Annotated in this window: 13 protein-coding genes; 4 read left to right on the forward strand and 9 right to left on the reverse strand. The window is 73.2% G+C overall.

Features of this window, described 5'->3' with window-relative positions; genetic code table 11:
• Window positions 1–45: 45 nt before the first annotated feature.
• The 6 genes from C4J65_RS12685 to C4J65_RS12710 form a co-directional block, all read right to left on the reverse strand.
• Complete coding sequence (locus C4J65_RS12685; protein ID WP_115742508.1) at window positions 46–1,347, reverse strand: cytochrome P450; 1,302 nt, start codon at window positions 1,345–1,347, stop codon at window positions 46–48.
• On the reverse strand, window positions 1,344–2,321 hold the full coding sequence (locus C4J65_RS12690; RefSeq protein WP_115742509.1) for a nucleoside triphosphate pyrophosphohydrolase: 978 nt from the start codon (window positions 2,319–2,321) through the stop codon (window positions 1,344–1,346). The genes C4J65_RS12685 and C4J65_RS12690 overlap by 4 nt, the downstream gene beginning before the upstream one ends.
• A 76-nt stretch (window positions 2,322–2,397) precedes the next feature.
• Entirely contained in the window at window positions 2,398–3,051 is a 654-nt protein-coding gene (locus C4J65_RS12695) for a SurA N-terminal domain-containing protein (protein ID WP_115742510.1), read from the reverse strand.
• 163 nt (window positions 3,052–3,214) lie between these two features.
• Window positions 3,215–4,705, reverse strand: a complete 1,491-nt coding sequence (gene pkaE / locus C4J65_RS12700; RefSeq protein WP_275898182.1) for a serine/threonine protein kinase PkaE — start codon at window positions 4,703–4,705, stop codon at window positions 3,215–3,217.
• Window positions 4,706–4,743: 38 nt separating this feature from the next.
• Window positions 4,744–5,337, reverse strand: a complete 594-nt coding sequence (locus tag C4J65_RS12705) for a hypothetical protein (protein ID WP_115742512.1) — start codon at window positions 5,335–5,337, stop codon at window positions 4,744–4,746.
• 138 nt (window positions 5,338–5,475) lie between these two features.
• Window positions 5,476–7,515, reverse strand: coding sequence for an N-6 DNA methylase (locus C4J65_RS12710; protein ID WP_115742513.1), 2,040 nt, complete (start codon window positions 7,513–7,515; stop codon window positions 5,476–5,478).
• Between the two features lie 205 nt (window positions 7,516–7,720).
• Here C4J65_RS12710 and C4J65_RS12715 point away from each other — a divergent pair, with 205 nt between their 5' ends.
• Window positions 7,721–8,218: a hypothetical protein gene (locus tag C4J65_RS12715; protein WP_115742514.1), complete on the forward strand. Its 498-nt coding sequence runs from the start codon at window positions 7,721–7,723 to the stop codon at window positions 8,216–8,218.
• Window positions 8,219–8,267: 49 nt separating this feature from the next.
• Window positions 8,268–9,161: a hypothetical protein gene (locus tag C4J65_RS12720; protein ID WP_115742515.1), complete on the forward strand. Its 894-nt coding sequence runs from the start codon at window positions 8,268–8,270 to the stop codon at window positions 9,159–9,161.
• 18 nt (window positions 9,162–9,179) lie between these two features.
• Here C4J65_RS12720 and C4J65_RS12725 read toward each other — a convergent pair whose 3' ends face one another.
• Window positions 9,180–9,605 (reverse strand): nuclear transport factor 2 family protein, encoded by a 426-nt coding sequence (locus C4J65_RS12725; protein WP_115746421.1) that lies wholly within the window; start codon window positions 9,603–9,605, stop codon window positions 9,180–9,182.
• 110 nt (window positions 9,606–9,715) lie between these two features.
• Here C4J65_RS12725 and C4J65_RS12730 point away from each other — a divergent pair, with 110 nt between their 5' ends.
• Window positions 9,716–10,360, forward strand: coding sequence for a TetR/AcrR family transcriptional regulator (locus C4J65_RS12730; protein WP_115742516.1), 645 nt, complete (start codon window positions 9,716–9,718; stop codon window positions 10,358–10,360).
• Here the strand turns inward: C4J65_RS12730 and C4J65_RS12735 are convergent.
• Window positions 10,296–11,069, reverse strand: coding sequence for an HNH endonuclease family protein (locus tag C4J65_RS12735; RefSeq protein ID WP_115742517.1), 774 nt, complete (start codon window positions 11,067–11,069; stop codon window positions 10,296–10,298). The two genes, C4J65_RS12730 and C4J65_RS12735, sit on opposite strands and share 65 nt — an antisense overlap.
• Window positions 11,070–11,215: 146 nt before the next feature.
• On the opposite strand from C4J65_RS12735, the gene C4J65_RS12740 reads away from it, so the two are divergent.
• Window positions 11,216–11,413: an antitoxin gene (locus tag C4J65_RS12740; protein ID WP_003975703.1), complete on the forward strand. Its 198-nt coding sequence runs from the start codon at window positions 11,216–11,218 to the stop codon at window positions 11,411–11,413.
• 90 nt (window positions 11,414–11,503) lie between these two features.
• On the opposite strand, the gene mfd is transcribed toward C4J65_RS12740, so the two are convergent.
• Window positions 11,504–15,058: a transcription-repair coupling factor gene (mfd, locus tag C4J65_RS12745; protein ID WP_115742518.1), complete on the reverse strand. Its 3,555-nt coding sequence runs from the start codon at window positions 15,056–15,058 to the stop codon at window positions 11,504–11,506.
• Window positions 15,059–15,381: the final 323 nt, after the last annotated feature.

Genomic DNA, 15,381 nt, shown 5'->3' on the forward strand with positions numbered 1-15,381 from the left:
TTCATGCCGCGCAGATCACGTGAAGATCACAGAGTTGAGCGCGTGTCACTTTTGCGTCGGCGACGGACCGTTGCCCGCCGATGACGCGAGCGGTGTGAACGAGACCGGCAAAGTGCGCAGACCTCGCATGATGAGGCCGCCGCGCCACCGGAGTTCGGCCGGGTCCGCGGCGAGGCGGAGGTCCGGCAGCCGGGTGAGCAGGGTGGCCAGCGCCGTCTGCCCCTCCAGCCGGGCGAGCGGGGCGCCGAGGCAGTAGTGGATGCCGTGGCCGTACCCGAGGTGCTGGCTGTCGCGGCGGGCCAGGTCCAGGGTGTCCGGGTCGGTGAACCGCTCCGGGTCCCGGTCGGCGGCGGCGAGGACGACGAGGACGGGGTCGCCGGCCGCGACGTCCTGTCCGCCGATGGTCAGCGGCCGGGTGGCGAAGCGCCAGGTGGCCAGCTCCACCGGGCCGTCGTAGCGCAGGAGTTCCTCGACGCCGGTCTCCAGCAGGCCGCGCTCCCCGGCGGCCAGGGACGCCTGCAGCCGCTCCCGCTGCCCGGGGTGGGTGAGCAGGGCGTACGCGCCGTTGCCCACGAGGTTGACCGTGGTCTCGAAACCTGCGAAGAGCAGGATGAAGGCCATGGCCGCGGCCTCGTTCTCGGTGAGGTGCTCGCCGTGGTCGGAGGCGCGGATCAGGCCGGAGATGAGGTCCTCGCCGGGCGCGGGCTCGGGCGGCAGTGCGGCGCGCTTGCGGTGGATGAGATCGGCGAGGTAGCCGCGCATCTTCTTCACCGACCGGGCGACGCCGCCCCGCGGGCCTCCTTGGTGACGGATCATCATGCCCGCCCAGTCCCGGAACTCGTCCTGGTCCTCGCGGGGGACGCCGAGCAGGTCGCAGATGGCGTAGATGGGCAGCGGGAAGGCGAACTCGTGGATCAGGTCGGCGGAGCCGGTGGCGGCGAAGCGGTCGATGAGGAGGTCGGCCAGCTCCTGCACCCGGGGCGCGAACTCGGCCACGCGGCGGGGCGTGAACGCCTTGCTGACCAGCCGTCGCAGCCTGGTGTGGTCGGGCGGGTCGATGTTGAGCAGATGGGTCATCAGCTCGGCCTTCCGCTCCCCCGGAATGCCGGTCTTGCCCTTGGCGTGCGCGGGCTCGGCGTGGTGCGCCGGGTTCTTGGACAGCCGCGGGTCGGCGAGGGCCTGTTTCGCGTCGGCGTACCGGGTGACCAGCCATGCCTCCACTCCGCTGGGCAGCCGGGTGCGGTGCACGGGGGCGTGCTCGCGCAGCCAGGCGTAGGCAGGATAGGGGTCGCTCGCGAACTCCCAGGTGAACAGCTCGGGGACGGGGGCGGAAGAGCTGCCGGTCATCCCTCGACCGCCCGGATCGCGTCCCGGTAGGCGCGGGCCGCCGCTCTCAGGGCCGCCTCGGGGTCGGTGCCCGCGGACTCGGCGCGGGCGGCGAGGGCGAGCAGTTCGTAGCCGATGCCCTCGCCGGTGGGCAGCGGGACGTCGAGGCCCGCGGTGCGGACGCGGGAGGCGAGCTTGGCGGCGAGGGCGAGGCCGGGCTGGCCCAGGGGGACGCCCTCGGTGACCGAGGTGCGCCGCTTCTCCGCGGCCTTGGTGCGCAGCCAGTGCTCCCGGACCTCCTCGGGGGTCTCGGCCGTCTCCTCGCCGAAGACGTGCGGGTGGCGGTGGATGAGCTTGGCGACGATGGTGCCGGCCACGTCGTCCACGGAGAACGGGGCGTCGGGGTCCTCCTCGGCGATGCGGGCGTGGAAGACGACCTGGAGGAGCACGTCGCCCAGCTCCTCCCGCAGCTCGTCGCGGTCGCCGTCCTCGATGGCCTCGACGAGTTCGTACGCCTCCTCGATGGCGTACTTGGCCAGGCCCTTGTGGGTGCGCTGCGAGGACCAGGGGCATTCGAGGCGGATGCGGTCCATGACCTGGACGAGGTCGAGGAGGCGGGCGCCCGGGAGGTCGTAGGAGGCGGGGAGCAGCTCGAGGTCGGGCATCCGGACACGGCCGGAGCCGGCGAGGCGGGCCAGGCCGTCGGTGAGCGCGGGGTCGCCCTCGCCGGTCGCGACGACCACCGCGGTGCGGCCGCCGGCGCAGGCGTCCACCAGTTCCTCGGCGGTCGGGGCCGCCTCCTCCACCCGGATCCCCGCCTCGCGCAGATAGGGCACCTGCGGGTGGGCGCCGTCGGCGCACAGGACGCGGTCGGCGGTGCGCAGGGCCTGCCAGGCGGGCCAGGACAGCAGGCCGGGGGCGACGCGGTGGCTGGTGGTGAGCAGGACGATGCGGCCCTGGTCGGGGGCGGTCGCGTCGGCGGTGGTTGCGTTCACTCCTCGAACCTAACGCACCCGGTCGACGGCCCCCCGAGTTGTCCACAGGGGACCGTATCGCCGCTGCTCAGGGGTGCTACGCCGGCTGCTGGGGCCCCGCCGCCGTGATCTCGCGCACCCACGGTGTCCGCGTGTCGACACGGCTGCTCTTCTGGACGTCCCAGGCGCCGTAGCGCGGGTTGAGGTCGACGTCGAGCTTCTTGGATGCCTCGGACAGGGCCTGCCAGAACTCGGGCCGGCTGGTGTCGGTGCCGAGGCTCTGGGCGAGCTTCTGGGCCTCGATCTGGACGAGGAGGTTGTCGTCGAGGCGGTCGGGGGCGACGCCGTACTGCTGGAGCCAGACCGTCTCCAGCTGCTCGGGGCCGCCGGCCTGCTTCTCCAGCTCGCCGCGCATGTCCTGCACTTCCTTGCGGCTGACGCCCACCCCGGCGTCCTGGGCGGCGCGGTGCAGGACCCGGTCGAGGACCATGCCGTGCAGGGTGTCGCGGGTGAGGGTGCCGGTCCGGGCGACGACCTGCTGGTACTGGGTGTCGTCCGGCACGGCGGCGCGCTGTGCCTCGCGCACCTCGTCCACGCGGTTCTCCAGCTGGGCGACGGTGATGCGCTGGTCGCCGACGACGGCCGCCGCGCCCGGATGCGCGTCGTTGCCGCAAGCGGTGAGCAGGGGGGCCGCTGCGGCGATCGCGGCGGTGAGGAGAAGCGCGGAGCGACGGCGGCTGCGGCGGTGCAAGGGAACCTCCCGTTTGGAGATTGTGCGACGGTGCACAAAGTCTTGCGATGATCGATGTTAGGCAGTGGCCCGGCTCTGGCCAACCCATTGGACCAACGATTCATCGGGACTTCGGGCACCGCCTCGTGCCCGGCCCGCCACCGGGCCCTCGTGGCGGCGGTGGTCAGCCGCGCATCCGGCCCAGCCACTGGAGCGTGCGCCGGATGTCGTCCGCGAGCGGATGGCCGGGTCCGTGGACGTGCTCCACGTCGTGCAGCAGCCGGACCAGCGTGTCGTGGGCGGCGGCGCGGTCGCCGAGGGCGAGGAGGAGATGGCCGATGCGGCGGCGGACGTCGTGGGCGAGGTCGGGGTCGCCGGCCACGTACTGGTTCTCGTAGTACGGCAGCAGCGCGCGGTACTCGGCGAGGGCGGCGGCCGGTTCGCCAAGCTGTTCCAGGCACTGGGCGGCGTCGTAGCGGTGGCGCAGGGACTGCGGGTCGGCCTGGCCGGCCTCGGCGGCGCGTTCGTCGGCGAGGCGGCGCAGTTCGGGCAGGGCACGCCGGTACTGGCCGTCGTCCATGAGGGTCGCCGCGTACTGCCTGCGCAGGGTGCGCACGACCGGGGAGCGTTCGCCGTGCTGTTCGGCTGCGGCGGGCAGGATCGCGCCGAGGACGTCGACGGCCTGGGTGATGCGGCCCTCGCCGAGGAGGCGTTTGACGTCGTCGACGGCGCGGGCGACGTCCGGTTTCTCCGCCTCGGCGGCGGGCGGTACGGGCGCCGGTTGCGGCGCGGGGGTGCGGGCGCGGTCGGGCCAGGGGGCGTGCGGGCGCACGAAGGGGCGGGTGGGGTCAAGGGGGCCGCCGGTGGGCACGCCGAGCGTGGGCAGCAGCGGCGCGAGGTGCTCGTAGACCTCCTGCGCGGAGTCGGGGCGGTGCTGCGGGTCCTTGGCGAGCAGGCGCAGCACCAGGGCTTCGAGCGCCTCCGGGACCTCGGGGCGGGTACGGCGCACGGGCAGCGGGGGCTCGTACAGGTGCCGGTGCAGCACACCGAGTGCCGTGGAACCCGCGAACGGGACGTCGCCGCTGAGCAGTTCGTGCAGCAGCACGCCGAGTGCGTACAGGTCGGTGTACGGGCCGACGGCGCCGCCCATGGCCTGCTCGGGGGCCATGTAGGCGGGCGAGCCGATGGGGGTGCCGGTGTGGGTGAGGCGGGTGGTGTCGGCGTCCATGACGGAGGCGACGCCGAGGTCGAGGACGGTGACGGTGCCGTCCTGCTTGACCATCACGTTGCGCGGCTTGAGGTCGCGGTGGACGATCGGCACGGCGTGCACGGCGCTGAGGACGGCGCACAGTTGGGCGGCGACCGCGACGGCCCACTGCCACGGGTAGGGATCGTGCTCGGCGAGGTGGTCGGAGAGGTCGGCGCCGTCGACGTACTGCATGACGAGGAACAGCTCCTCGCCCTCGCTGCCCGCGTCGTGCACCGTGACCAGGCCGGGGTGGTCGACCTGTGCGGTGACGCGGCACTCGCGCACGAACCGGCGGCGCAGTTCGTCGGCCTCCGCTCCGGCGACCTTGTCGGGGCGCAGCAGCTTCACCGCCACGCGCCGGTCCAGGCGCCGGTCGTAGGCCGTCCAGACCTGTCCCATGCCGCCCTGGCCGATGAGCGTGGACAGCTCGTACCGGCCGGCGACGACGCGTCCGGTCGCCGCGGTCACCGTCCGCCCCGGTGGCCGTCGTCACGGCCGTCGTGGTTGCGCAGGTAGTCGCTGAGCTCGTCGAGTTCGGCGCGGACCTGGTCGATGCGGGCGGGGGCCGGGGGGTGCTGCGGCGTCGGGGCCTGGTACGGCGGCACCGGCGCCTGCGCCGGGGCGGGGGCCGGGGCGTAGGGGTACGCGGGCTGCGGGTGTCCGTACCCGGGTGCCGGGGGCGGCGGCATCGGGACGGGGTGGCCGGGGTGGGGCGGCCGCCGGTGGTGGCGGATGTCGGCGTAGAGGAAGTACCCGGCGCAGGCGCAGGCGTTGAGCAGCAGGATGATCATCCCGGTGGTGCCGGCCGGGGTGCTGAAGTCGTCGGTGTCGTCGGTGGCCAGGAAGCAGAAGCTGACCACCAGGGCGACGGCCGTCGCGGCGAAGACCCACCAGTCGCGTGGCCGGCGGCTCACGACGGCGGCGTACAGCGTCGATATCCAGGCGAGGAAGCCGATGCTCAGCAGGGCCAGGGCCACGAAGAAGACGCGCAACAGGACCAGCACCGCGGTCCTGGGGCGGCGCGGCGGCGGTGGCGGCGCATAGCCGTGGCCGTGCATGACTTCTCCTGGGGACCCGATGGGACGGACGTGCGCCGGGCGACCGGTGCGGAGTCGAGCGTATAGGCCGACACGGACCGGCGGCCCCGGGTTGTACCGAACCGTTGTCGTCCTGGTCACTCGGGCCGCGCGGGCGGCTCAGCCGGGGTCGACCGTGCCGTCCGTGAGCCCGTCGTACATGCCCCGCACCAGTTGCTCCCCCAGGCGGCCCGCGAGGCGCAGCGCGCGCTCGAACTCGTCGAGGGCGCGGAAGCGGTCGCCGTAGCCGCGCTGGGCGTCGAGGGGCAGCCGGGGCAGTTGGAGGCGCCGTACGTCGAGGCGGGTGGCGGTGGAGGCGTAGCTGCTGGCCTGCCGGTGGTTGGCGGTGCCGCGCAGGAACCCGGCGAGGAACCAGGGGTCGAGGGCGGCGGGGTCGGGGCGCAGCAGCACGAGGTTGCGTCCGAGGGCGGCGCCCGCGGTGTCCGCGTCGATCACGCGCGCGACGGAGCCGCCGCCGAGGACGGGCACGACGACGTCACCGGATTCGGTCAGGACGGGTTCCTCGTCGCCCTCCGGGAGGGTGCCCGAGGGGCCGGTGCCGGTGAGGACGTCGTGGTCGGTGAGCAGGGGCACGCGCGCGTGACCGCCGTTCGTGCCGGTGCGCAGCACGAGGGCGCCGCCGCGGGCGAGTTCGCCGACGGTGGTGAGCGGCCTGCGGGGTGCGGCGCGTCCGGTGCCGGGGGCCGCGGGGGCCAGCTCGGCGGTCAGGCGCAGGGTCTCGTCCAGGCGCTCGCGTACGTCCGTGAGCCGCTCGGTGCCGCCGGTGGCGGTGGGGGGCGGCAGGTGGCGGGCGGGCGCCAGGTCGACGTCGTCGTCGAGGAGTTCGACGACGGGCAGACAGCGGGCGAGGCCGGGCCGGTCGTCGAGCCGGCCGGTGCGGTCGAACGCGGTCCAGGCGTCGAGTACGGCGTCCCGCACGGACCGCCAGTCCGGACCGCCGCGCCCCTCTCCGGCGAACTGCCCCGTGTCGGCGAGCAGCACCCCGGGCTGCGCGGGCGCCCGCTCGGGCCGGCGCAGCACCCACAGGTGCAGGGGGATGTTGTACGGGGGTGCCGCACCGACCGGCAGGGCGATCACGGCGTGCAGCGCGCCCCGGCGCAGCAGGTCGGCGCGGACCCGGCGGCCGGAGCGGCGGGAGGCGGCGGCGGGCGGCATCAGGACGACGACGGTGCCGCCGTCCCTGACCCGGGCCAGGGCGTGCTGCACCCAGGCCAGTTCGGATTCGGTGCGGGCCGGGAAGCCGTACTCCCAGCGGGGGTCGTAGGCGAGTTCGTCGTGGCCCCAGTTGCGTTCGTTGAACGGCGGGTGGCACAGCGCGGCGTCGGCGCGCAGCCCGGTGCGGGCGTCCGCGCGCAGGCTGTCGCCGGCGGTGATGCGCACGGTGGCGTCCGTGCTCAGGGCGAGCCGCAGCGCGGTGAGCGCGGCCAGTGCGGGGTCGCTGTCCTGGCCGTACAGCTCCTGTCCGGGCCGGGCGACGGCGGCAGCGGCGCGGAGCAGGGATCCGGTGCCGCAGGCGGGGTCGAGCACCGTGCGGGCGGGACCGGCGAGTTCGGCCATCAGGTCGGCGAGCGGGTCCGGGGTGAGCGTGTACTGCCGCGGGTTGGCGTCGAGGTGCCGGCCGAGCAGGAACTCGTACGCCTTGCGGGCGCCCGGCCCGGCGGCGAGTTCGGCGGCGCCGCGCAGGAGGGGGGCGGAGGGGAGCAGCCGGGGGCCGGCCGGGGTGGTGACGGCACGCTCGGGGCCGGTGCCGAAGCGGGCGTCGAGTACCTGGTCGAGGGCGGCGGGCAGCAGGTCGGCGAGGCGTTCGTCGGAGCCGGCGCTCGCGTCCAGCCAGCGGGTGGGGCGGTCGTGGATCAGCAGCAGGACGCAGCCGGCCTGCACCAGGGCGGCGACCGGGCCCTCCGGGTGGCCGGCCAGTTGCTGCCAGACGCGTTCGCGCGGGGGGACCTCGGCGAGTTTGCCCTGGGCGCGCAGCCATGCCTCGACGTCGGCGAGGGCGAAGGACGGGCTGGTCTCGGTACCGCCGACCGGTCTGGGGAAGTCCGCGTGCCGACGGCGCCAGTTGCTGACGGCGGCGCGGCCGACGCCGGCGAGCCGCGCGATACCGGCGGCGGTCACCTCTGTCCCGTGGTCCTGCACGCTCGGGCCCCCTCGTCCTGGTGTGTGGGGGTGATCCTACCGATGAACATGATCCGACCTCGATTCACATCGTGTACTTGCGCCCCTCCGTGAACCGTGTTGACTCGGTTCACAAGCTCTGGTCTCATTGACGCATCGGACCGGCCGAGGCGACGGGCTTCGGTTCACGGTCGACTGATCCGTCTCTGGGGAGAGGACTGACGTCATGGGCATGAAGACCAAGATCGTGCTGGGCACCGTCGTGGGGATCGCCGTCATCGGCGCGCTGTCGGCGAACGCGGGCGACGGGGACGGCGGCGCCAAGAGCGACGACCGGACCTCGGCGAGCGCGGGCGAGAAGCCGGGTGGCGCGGGCACGGACAGCGCGAAGACGGACGGGGCGTCCGACGCGAAGCCCGCCGAGGACAAGGCCGTGGAGAAGGCGTCCCAGGCCGAGCGGTTCAAGGCGTTCGTGCGGAAGAACGGGACGCCCGGGGAGAAGGACGCCGTCTCCCATGTCACCAAGGTGCAGGGCGCCGACGAGCAGAACGACATCCTCGACGCCGCCGACGTCTACACCGACTTCACCGGCGGCATCATGGGCGAGGGCACGGGTCCGGCCAAGCTCATCGCCTCCGCGTTCGCCGACTGGAAGGACAGCGAGAACGGCCTCGTCACGATCTACGACGCCGACGGCGAACTGCTCGGCAACGGCCAGTTCTGAGCGCCGGACCGCGCTCACCGTTCACCGAGAATCCCTGGGGGGATCCACCATGCGCCGTCGCGCGCACCGCACCGCACTCACCGCTCTCCTCCTCGCCGCGGGCGCCACCGCCTGCCTGACCGGCTGCCAGTCCGGCCAGGACGGCGACAGCGCGTCCGACGGGCCCGCCCGCTCCACCGTGTCCGGCGGATCGGCGACCGCGTCACCGTCCAGCACCGCACCGGGCTCTGCCGCGACTCCGGCCGGGGCGTCCGCGTCGGCATCGGCGCCGGACGAGCCGTTCGCCGGGCTGACCGGCGCGGAGATATCCGAGCGGGCGCTGAAGGCCACCACCGGGGCGCGCTCGCTGCGCATGACCGGCAGCGTCCCCGACGACGAGAGCGGCGGCACCATCGAGATCGACCTCGCCCTGGACCGGCGCGGCGACTGCGCCGGGACGATGGGCCTGAACGGCCAGGGCGAGGCCGAGTTGATCAAGACCGGCGACACGGTCTACCTGAAGTACGACGAACGGTTCCTGCGGGCCCAGAGCAAGGGTGAGCCGCAGGCCGACACCGAGGCCCTCGTGTCACTGCTGGCCGGACGGTGGACCAGCATGTCCGCCGACGGCGCGGACGCGAAGGAGATGGCCGGGTTCTGCGACCTGGACAAGCTGCTGGAGGACGCCGGGGGCAGCGGTGACGACACCCCGACGAAGGTGACACGCGGCAAGGCCACCACCGTCGACGGCAAGCCCGCGTTCACCCTGTACGAGACGGACGGCTCCGAGCGCAACACCGTGTACGTCGCCACCGAGGGCGAGCCGTACCTGCTGCGCTTCGAGAGCGGGTCGAAGCGGGAGCCCGGCGCCCTGTCCTTCACCGGGTACGACGAGCCGGTGCCCGCCGCGTCCCCCTCCGGAGAGGTCCTCGACCTGGACGGCCTGACCGGGACGAGCGCCTGACCCGCGAGGGCCCGCCCCTCACTCCCGGGCCGCGGCGACCCCGAAGCCGTCCATGTAGTCGCGGGCCCGGGCGATCAGCCCGTCGCGTACATGGAGCACCAGGAGGCCGGGGACGGTGAACCCGGTGCGCGCGGGAGGCACCGCCCCCACGACCACGTGCTCGGCGACGATCACTCCGGGACGTGCGGTCTCGTGGACCGCGACCTCCCTGACCTCCTCCACCCGGGCGGGGCTGGCGCCCCAGGCGGCGCGATACCCGGACCGGACGGCCTCGCGCCCCTCGAAGTACGCGGGGAAGCCGGGCGCGGTGAACGGAAACTCGTGCACCGCGTCCACGGCGTACAGATCGGCGAGGTCGTCCGCGGACTTGTCGAGCATGGCCCGGTAGTAGCGGGCCAGCACCTCGCGCGGGGTGCGGACGGCGGGCGCGTCCGAAGGCGGCATGACGACCACTCCACTCGTTCGACTCGCTCAACAACTGTTGACCCAACCACCGTAGAACCGTGCACCGGATCGGTCAACAACTGTTGAGCGAACGGCGCTAGAGTGGACCGGTGTCCACGCCCCACCAGTCCCGCGCAGACCGCCGCCGAGCGACCGAGGCCCGCATCCTGGACGGCGCACGGGTGCTGTTCGCCGAGCGGGGCTTCGACCGCACCACGATCCGCGCCGTGGCGACCTCGGCGGGCGTCGACCCCGCCCTGGTCATGCAGTACTTCGGCTCGAAGCGGGAGCTGTTCACCGCGGCCGTGCAGGCGGTGCCCGCACCGCCGCCCACCGCGGGCCCGGACGCGCTCGTCGATCAGCTGCTGGCCACGCTCGGTCTCAAGCTCGGCGGCCTGCCCGAGGGGACGCTGGCGATGATGCGCTCCATGCTCACCGACCCGGCGGCGGCCGACCACGCCCGGGCGGCACTCGGCCGGCAGATCGACGGCATCGGCGCCGCCCTGCCCACGGACGCGGACCCCGAGCTGCGCGCCGCACTGGTCGTCAGCACCCTGCTGGGCGTCTCCGTCGGCCACCAGCTGCTCGGCCTGTCACCCCTGCGGGACGCCTCGGCCGACCGGATCGCGGCCCTGCTCCGCCCCGCCCTCGCGGCGCTGACGACACCGACGCCGGAGAGGCGTCAGCCCGTCAGCCCTGGCACTGCTTCGACATCATCGCCCGGTCCGCCGCCGTCACCGCCAGCTCGTACTTGACGGCGACCTGGGCGAAGCGGACCGCGTACGCGCACCGGATCGCCTTGTCCGGCGGCAGCCAGGAGGCCGGGCCGGAGTCGCGCTTGGCGGAGTTGGCACGGCCCTCGACCGGAAGCAGGTTGAGCGGGTCGTTGGCCAGCTGCTCGCGCTTGTTCTCCGGCCACCGCGAGGAGCCCATCTGCCAGCTGTAGGACAGCGGCACGACGTGGTCGATCTGGACCTCGCTCGCGTCCTGCTTGCGCCAGTCGATACGCGTCCCGGTGTACGGGTCGTCGAGGGTCATCGCGATGACCACACAGTCCGAGCCGGACTTGAAGCGCACCTTCTGACCGTCACGTTTCAGCAGGTCGTTCCGGGTGTCACAGCCGTTTCTGGCGAGTGGGACGCCGTCGGCGGTGTCCATCCACGCGTAGCCGAACTCGTCCCGGTCGTACCCCGTCTTCGGGCCGCGCCCCTTGGTCGGCAGACCGTCGATCAGCTTGCGGGCCTTCGCCTGCGGACTGTCGCCCGCGACCGGGGCGAGGCCCGGTTCGGTGCCGTCGGGGTTGTCCAGCGGGCTGACGGCGTGGCCCGCGGCGGGGGCCTCGGCACCACTGCCCGACGTGGGGGCGTCGTCGTCGGCCTCCAGGCCTTCACAGCCGGTCACCAGGGCCAGGGCGAGGACCGCCCCCGCGGCCCAACCGGTACGGATCCTGCTGTGCCGCGTCATGCGCGCCCCTCCCCTTGCCGTTCGCAGCCACCACCGTAGCGAGGGAGGGGTCCGGGCCATAGGTGGCCTTAAGTGGGCGTCAGTGGGCACACGGGACATATCTGTCGTACCTTCGACAGTGAGTCACGCCTCGGAAGGAGCTCTGCATGGGCATCCTCGACAAGATGAAGAGCATGGCCGGCAAGGACAAGGACAAATCAAGGAAGATGTCCGACGCCGCCGAACGCCAGGTCAACCAGCGGACCGGCGGCAAGTACGAGAAGCAGGTCGACGCCGCGCAGCAGCAGGCCGAGGGCAAGCTCGGCTTCGGACGCGAGCAGGGCGGCGGCCGGGAGCAGCAGTAGCAGCCGTTCCCCGTACCCGGACACGTCGAAGCCGTCCACGGAACTGTCCCCGTGGGCGGCTTCGCCGTGGGCGGGCCCGGGCCCCGAGCGCTACGACCCCAGGATCGAGGTCAGGAACTCGCCGACCCAGCCGAGCAGTTCCCGCCCGACCAGAGGCTTGCCGCCCACCTTCGCGGTCTTCGGGCGCGGCACCAGCACCTGGTGGGTGCCCGACTTGATGACGCTGCCGGGGTAGAGCCGCTTGAGCCTCAGCTCCTGGGACTCGCGCAACTCCACCGGTGCGAAGCGGATGTTGTTGCCCTGGAGCACGATCTCGCCGACGGCGCACGCCCGCGCGAGCATGCGCAGACCGGCGACCAGCAGCAGGTTCTCCACCGGCTCCGGCAGCTTGCCGTAGCGATCGACGAGCTCCTCGCGTACGGCCTTGACGTCCTCCTCGCTGTTGGCGGAGGCGATGGACCGGTACGCCTGGAGACGCAGCCGCTCGCCGGGCGCGTAGTCGTGCGGGACGTGCGCGTCGACGGGCAGCTCGATCTTGACCTCGAGCGGCGGCTCCTCCTCCACACCACCCTCCAGGGAGGCCCGGTAGTCGGCGACGGCCTCGCCGACCATCCGCACGTACAGGTCGAAGCCGACGCCGGCGATGTGGCCGGACTGCTCGCCGCCGAGCAGGTTGCCCGCGCCGCGGATCTCCAGGTCCTTCATCGCCACGTACATGCCCGCACCCATCTCGGTGTGCTGGGCGATGGTGGCGAGCCGCTCGTGCGCGGTCTCCGTCAGCGGCTTCTCCGGCGGGTACAGGAAGTAGGCGTACCCGCGCTCGCGGCCACGCCCGACCCGGCCGCGCAGCTGGTGGAGCTGGCTGAGGCCGAAGTTGTCGCCGCGTTCGACGATGAGGGTGTTGGCGTTGGAGATGTCGATGCCGGACTCGACGATGGTCGTGGAGACCAGCACGTCGAACTTCTTCTCCCAGAAGTCCACGACGACCTGCTCCAGCGCCTGCTCCGACATCTGGCCGTGGGCGGTGGCGATGCGCGCCTCGGGGACGATCTCGCGGAGCTTGGCCGCCGCGCGGTCGATGGACTCGACCCGGTTGTGGATGTAGAAGACCTGGCCCTCGCGGAGCAGCTCACGGCGGATCGCGGCGCCGATCTGCTTGTGCTCGTAGGGACCGACGAAGGTCAGCACCGGGTGGCGCTCCTCCGGCGGGGTGGTGATCGTGGACATCTCGCGGATGCCGGTGACCGCCATCTCCAGGGTGCGCGGGATGGGCGTCGCGGACATGGTGAGCACGTCGACGTTGGCCCGCAGCTTCTTCAGCTGCTCCTTGTGCTCGACGCCGAAGCGCTGCTCCTCGTCGACGATGACCAGGCCCAGGTCCTTGAACTTCGTCTCGGAGGAGAACAGGCGGTGGGTGCCGATGACGATGTCCACCGAGCCCTCGCGCAGGCCCTCCAGGGTCGCCTTCGACTCGGTGTCGCTCTGGAAGCGGGACAGCGCCTTCACGTTCACCGGGAACTGGGCGTAGCGCTCGCCGAACGTCCCGAAGTGCTGCTGCACCAGCAGGGTGGTGGGGACCAGCACGGCGACCTGCTTGCCGTCCTGGACGGCCTTGAAGGCGGCACGGACCGCGATCTCCGTCTTGCCGTAGCCGACGTCGCCGCAGATCAGGCGGTCCATCGGGACCGTCTTCTCCATGTCGTCCTTGACCTCGGCGATGGTGGTGAGCTGGTCCGGCGTCTCCGCGTAGGGGAAGGCGTCCTCCAGCTCGCGCTGCCAGGGGGTGTCCGCGCCGAAGGCGTGTCCCGGCGCCGCCATTCGCGCGCTGTACAGCTTGATCAGGTCGGCGGCGATCTCCTTGACCGCCTTCTTCGCGCGGGCCTTGGTCTTGGTCCAGTCGGCGCCACCGAGGCGGTGCAGGGTGGGGGCCTCGCCGCCGACGTACTTGGTGATCTGCTCCAGCTGGTCGGTGGGGATGTAGAGCCGGTCGCCGGGCTGGCCGCGCTTGGCGGGGGCGTACTCCACGACCAGGTACTCGCGGGTGGCGCCCTGGACGGTGCGCTGCACCATCTCGATGTAGCGGCCGACGCCGTGCTGCTCGTGGACGATGTAGTCGCCGGCCTCCAGGGTGAGCGGGTCGATCGTCTTGCGGCGCCGGGCCGGCATCCGGGCGCCGTCGCGTCCGGCCGCCTTCTGGCCGGTCAGGTCGGTCTCGGTGAGCACGGCGAGCTTGCGGACCGGGTCGACGAAGCCGTGGTCGATCGACCCGCAGGACACGTGCACGACGGACGGGCTGAGGGCGGCGAGGTCGTGGTCGAGGCGGGCGGCGATGCCCTCACCGCCGAGGACCTCGACGGTGCGGGAGGCGGGGCCGTGGCCCTCGGTGACGTAGACCGCGCGCCAGCCGTCGGCGAGCCAGCCCTTGGTGTCGGCCAGCGCCTTGGCGGTGTCGCCGCGGTAGGTCTCGGGGGCGTGCATGCCGAGCTTGAGCGTGTCCGAGTCGCCCTCCCCGTCGGCGTCGGACGTCAGCGTCTCGTCGGCGGCGAAGGGGGAGACCGACCACCACATCATGTCCAGCTCGCGGGCCCGCTCCCGGACGTCCGCGATGGACCACAGGGACGCCGCGTCGACGTCGATCGGCGCCTCGCCGCCGCCCGCGGTGGCCGCCCAGGACGCCTGGAGGAACTCCTGGGACGTCGCCACCAGGTCGGCGGCCCGGGTGCGCACCCGCTCCGGGTCGCAGACCAGGGACATCGACCCCTTGGGCAGCACGTCCAGGAGCAGCTCCATGTCGTCCACGAGGACCGGGGCCAGGGACTCCATGCCCTCCACCGCGATGCCCTCGGCGATCTTCCCGAGCAGTTCGCCCAGCTCGGGGTGGTCCTCGGCGAGGACGCGGGCGCGCTCGCGCACGTCGTCGGTGAGCAGCAGCTCGCGGCAGGGCGGGGCCCACAGTCCGTGTTCGGCGACCTCCAGGGAGCGCTGGTCGGCGACCTTGAAGTAGCGGATCTCCTCGACGTCGTCGCCCCAGAACTCGACCCGGAGCGGGTGCTCCTCGGTCGGCGGGAAGACGTCCAGGATGCCGCCGCGCACGGCGAACTCGCCGCGCTTCTCCACCAGCTCGACCCGCGCGTACGCCGCTGCCGCCAGGGCCTGGACGATCTCCTCCAGGTCGGCGCTCCGCCCGGTGCGCAGGGCCACCGGCTCCAGGTCGCCCAGGCCCTTGACCTGCGGCTGGAGCACGGAGCGCACGGGGGCGACGACGACAGAGACCGGGCCGGTCTCGGGGTCGTCGGGGCGGGGGTGGGCCAGGCGCCGCAGGACGGCGAGCCGGCGGCCGACGGTGTCGCTGCGGGGGCTGAGCCGCTCGTGCGGGAGGGTCTCCCACGACGGGTACTCCACGATGCCCTCGGGGGGCAGCAGGGAGCGCAGCGCCGCCGCCAGGTCCTCCGCCTCGCGTCCCGTCGCCGTCACCGCCAGCACCGGGCGGCCCGTCTCGCGGGCCAGGGCGGCGATCGCGAAGGGGCGGGCCGCGGGCGGGCCGACCAGGTCGACGTGCATGCGGTTGCCGTCTGCGGCCGCCGAGATCGCTTCCGCGAGGGCGGTGTCCTTGACTACGGCATCGAGCAGACCGTGCAGGCTCATTCGGGGCACTTTCCGTGCGGGGGTGTACAACACGACGGGCCCGACGCGCGCTGCGGGCCGGGGTGTCTCCAGCGTACGTCGCTGCGCTTGGGTGCGTCGGGGGCTGTGGACGACGCCGGGTGCGTCGGGGGCTGTGGACGACGCCGGGTGCGTGGTGGGCGGCGCCGCGGTGGCCGTACCAGGGGGCTCCGCCCCCTGGAACCCCCGGGCCTGTGCCCACCCACCACCCGACTCGGTGGGCTGAAAGGCGAACGCCCGGGTGACGGACGACTCGGGGGGCGAAGGCTCGGGGGGCGAAGGCTCTCGGGGGGATGGGGAGGCTC

It is taken from the genome of Streptomyces sp. CB09001 (assembly GCF_003369795.1).
Classification (GTDB): Bacteria; Actinomycetota; Actinomycetes; order Streptomycetales; family Streptomycetaceae; genus Streptomyces.

Bases quoted from the DNA above. Each gene is read 5' to 3' on its own strand.
- C4J65_RS12685 (WP_115742508.1), bottom strand. From the start codon at position 1,347: ATGACCGGCAGCTCTTCCGCCCCCGTCCCCGAGCTGTTCACCTGGGAG.
- C4J65_RS12705 (WP_115742512.1), bottom strand. From the start codon at position 5,337: ATGCACGGCCACGGCTATGCGCCGCCACCGCCGCCGCGCCGCCCCAGG.
- C4J65_RS12715 (WP_115742514.1), top strand. From the start codon at position 7,721: ATGGGCATGAAGACCAAGATCGTGCTGGGCACCGTCGTGGGGATCGCC.
- C4J65_RS12720 (WP_115742515.1), top strand. From the start codon at position 8,268: ATGCGCCGTCGCGCGCACCGCACCGCACTCACCGCTCTCCTCCTCGCC.
- C4J65_RS12725 (WP_115746421.1), bottom strand. From the start codon at position 9,605: ATGCCGCCTTCGGACGCGCCCGCCGTCCGCACCCCGCGCGAGGTGCTG.
- C4J65_RS12735 (WP_115742517.1), bottom strand. From the start codon at position 11,069: ATGACGCGGCACAGCAGGATCCGTACCGGTTGGGCCGCGGGGGCGGTC.
- C4J65_RS12740 (WP_003975703.1), top strand. From the start codon at position 11,216: ATGGGCATCCTCGACAAGATGAAGAGCATGGCCGGCAAGGACAAGGAC.
- mfd (WP_115742518.1), bottom strand. From the start codon at position 15,058: ATGAGCCTGCACGGTCTGCTCGATGCCGTAGTCAAGGACACCGCCCTC.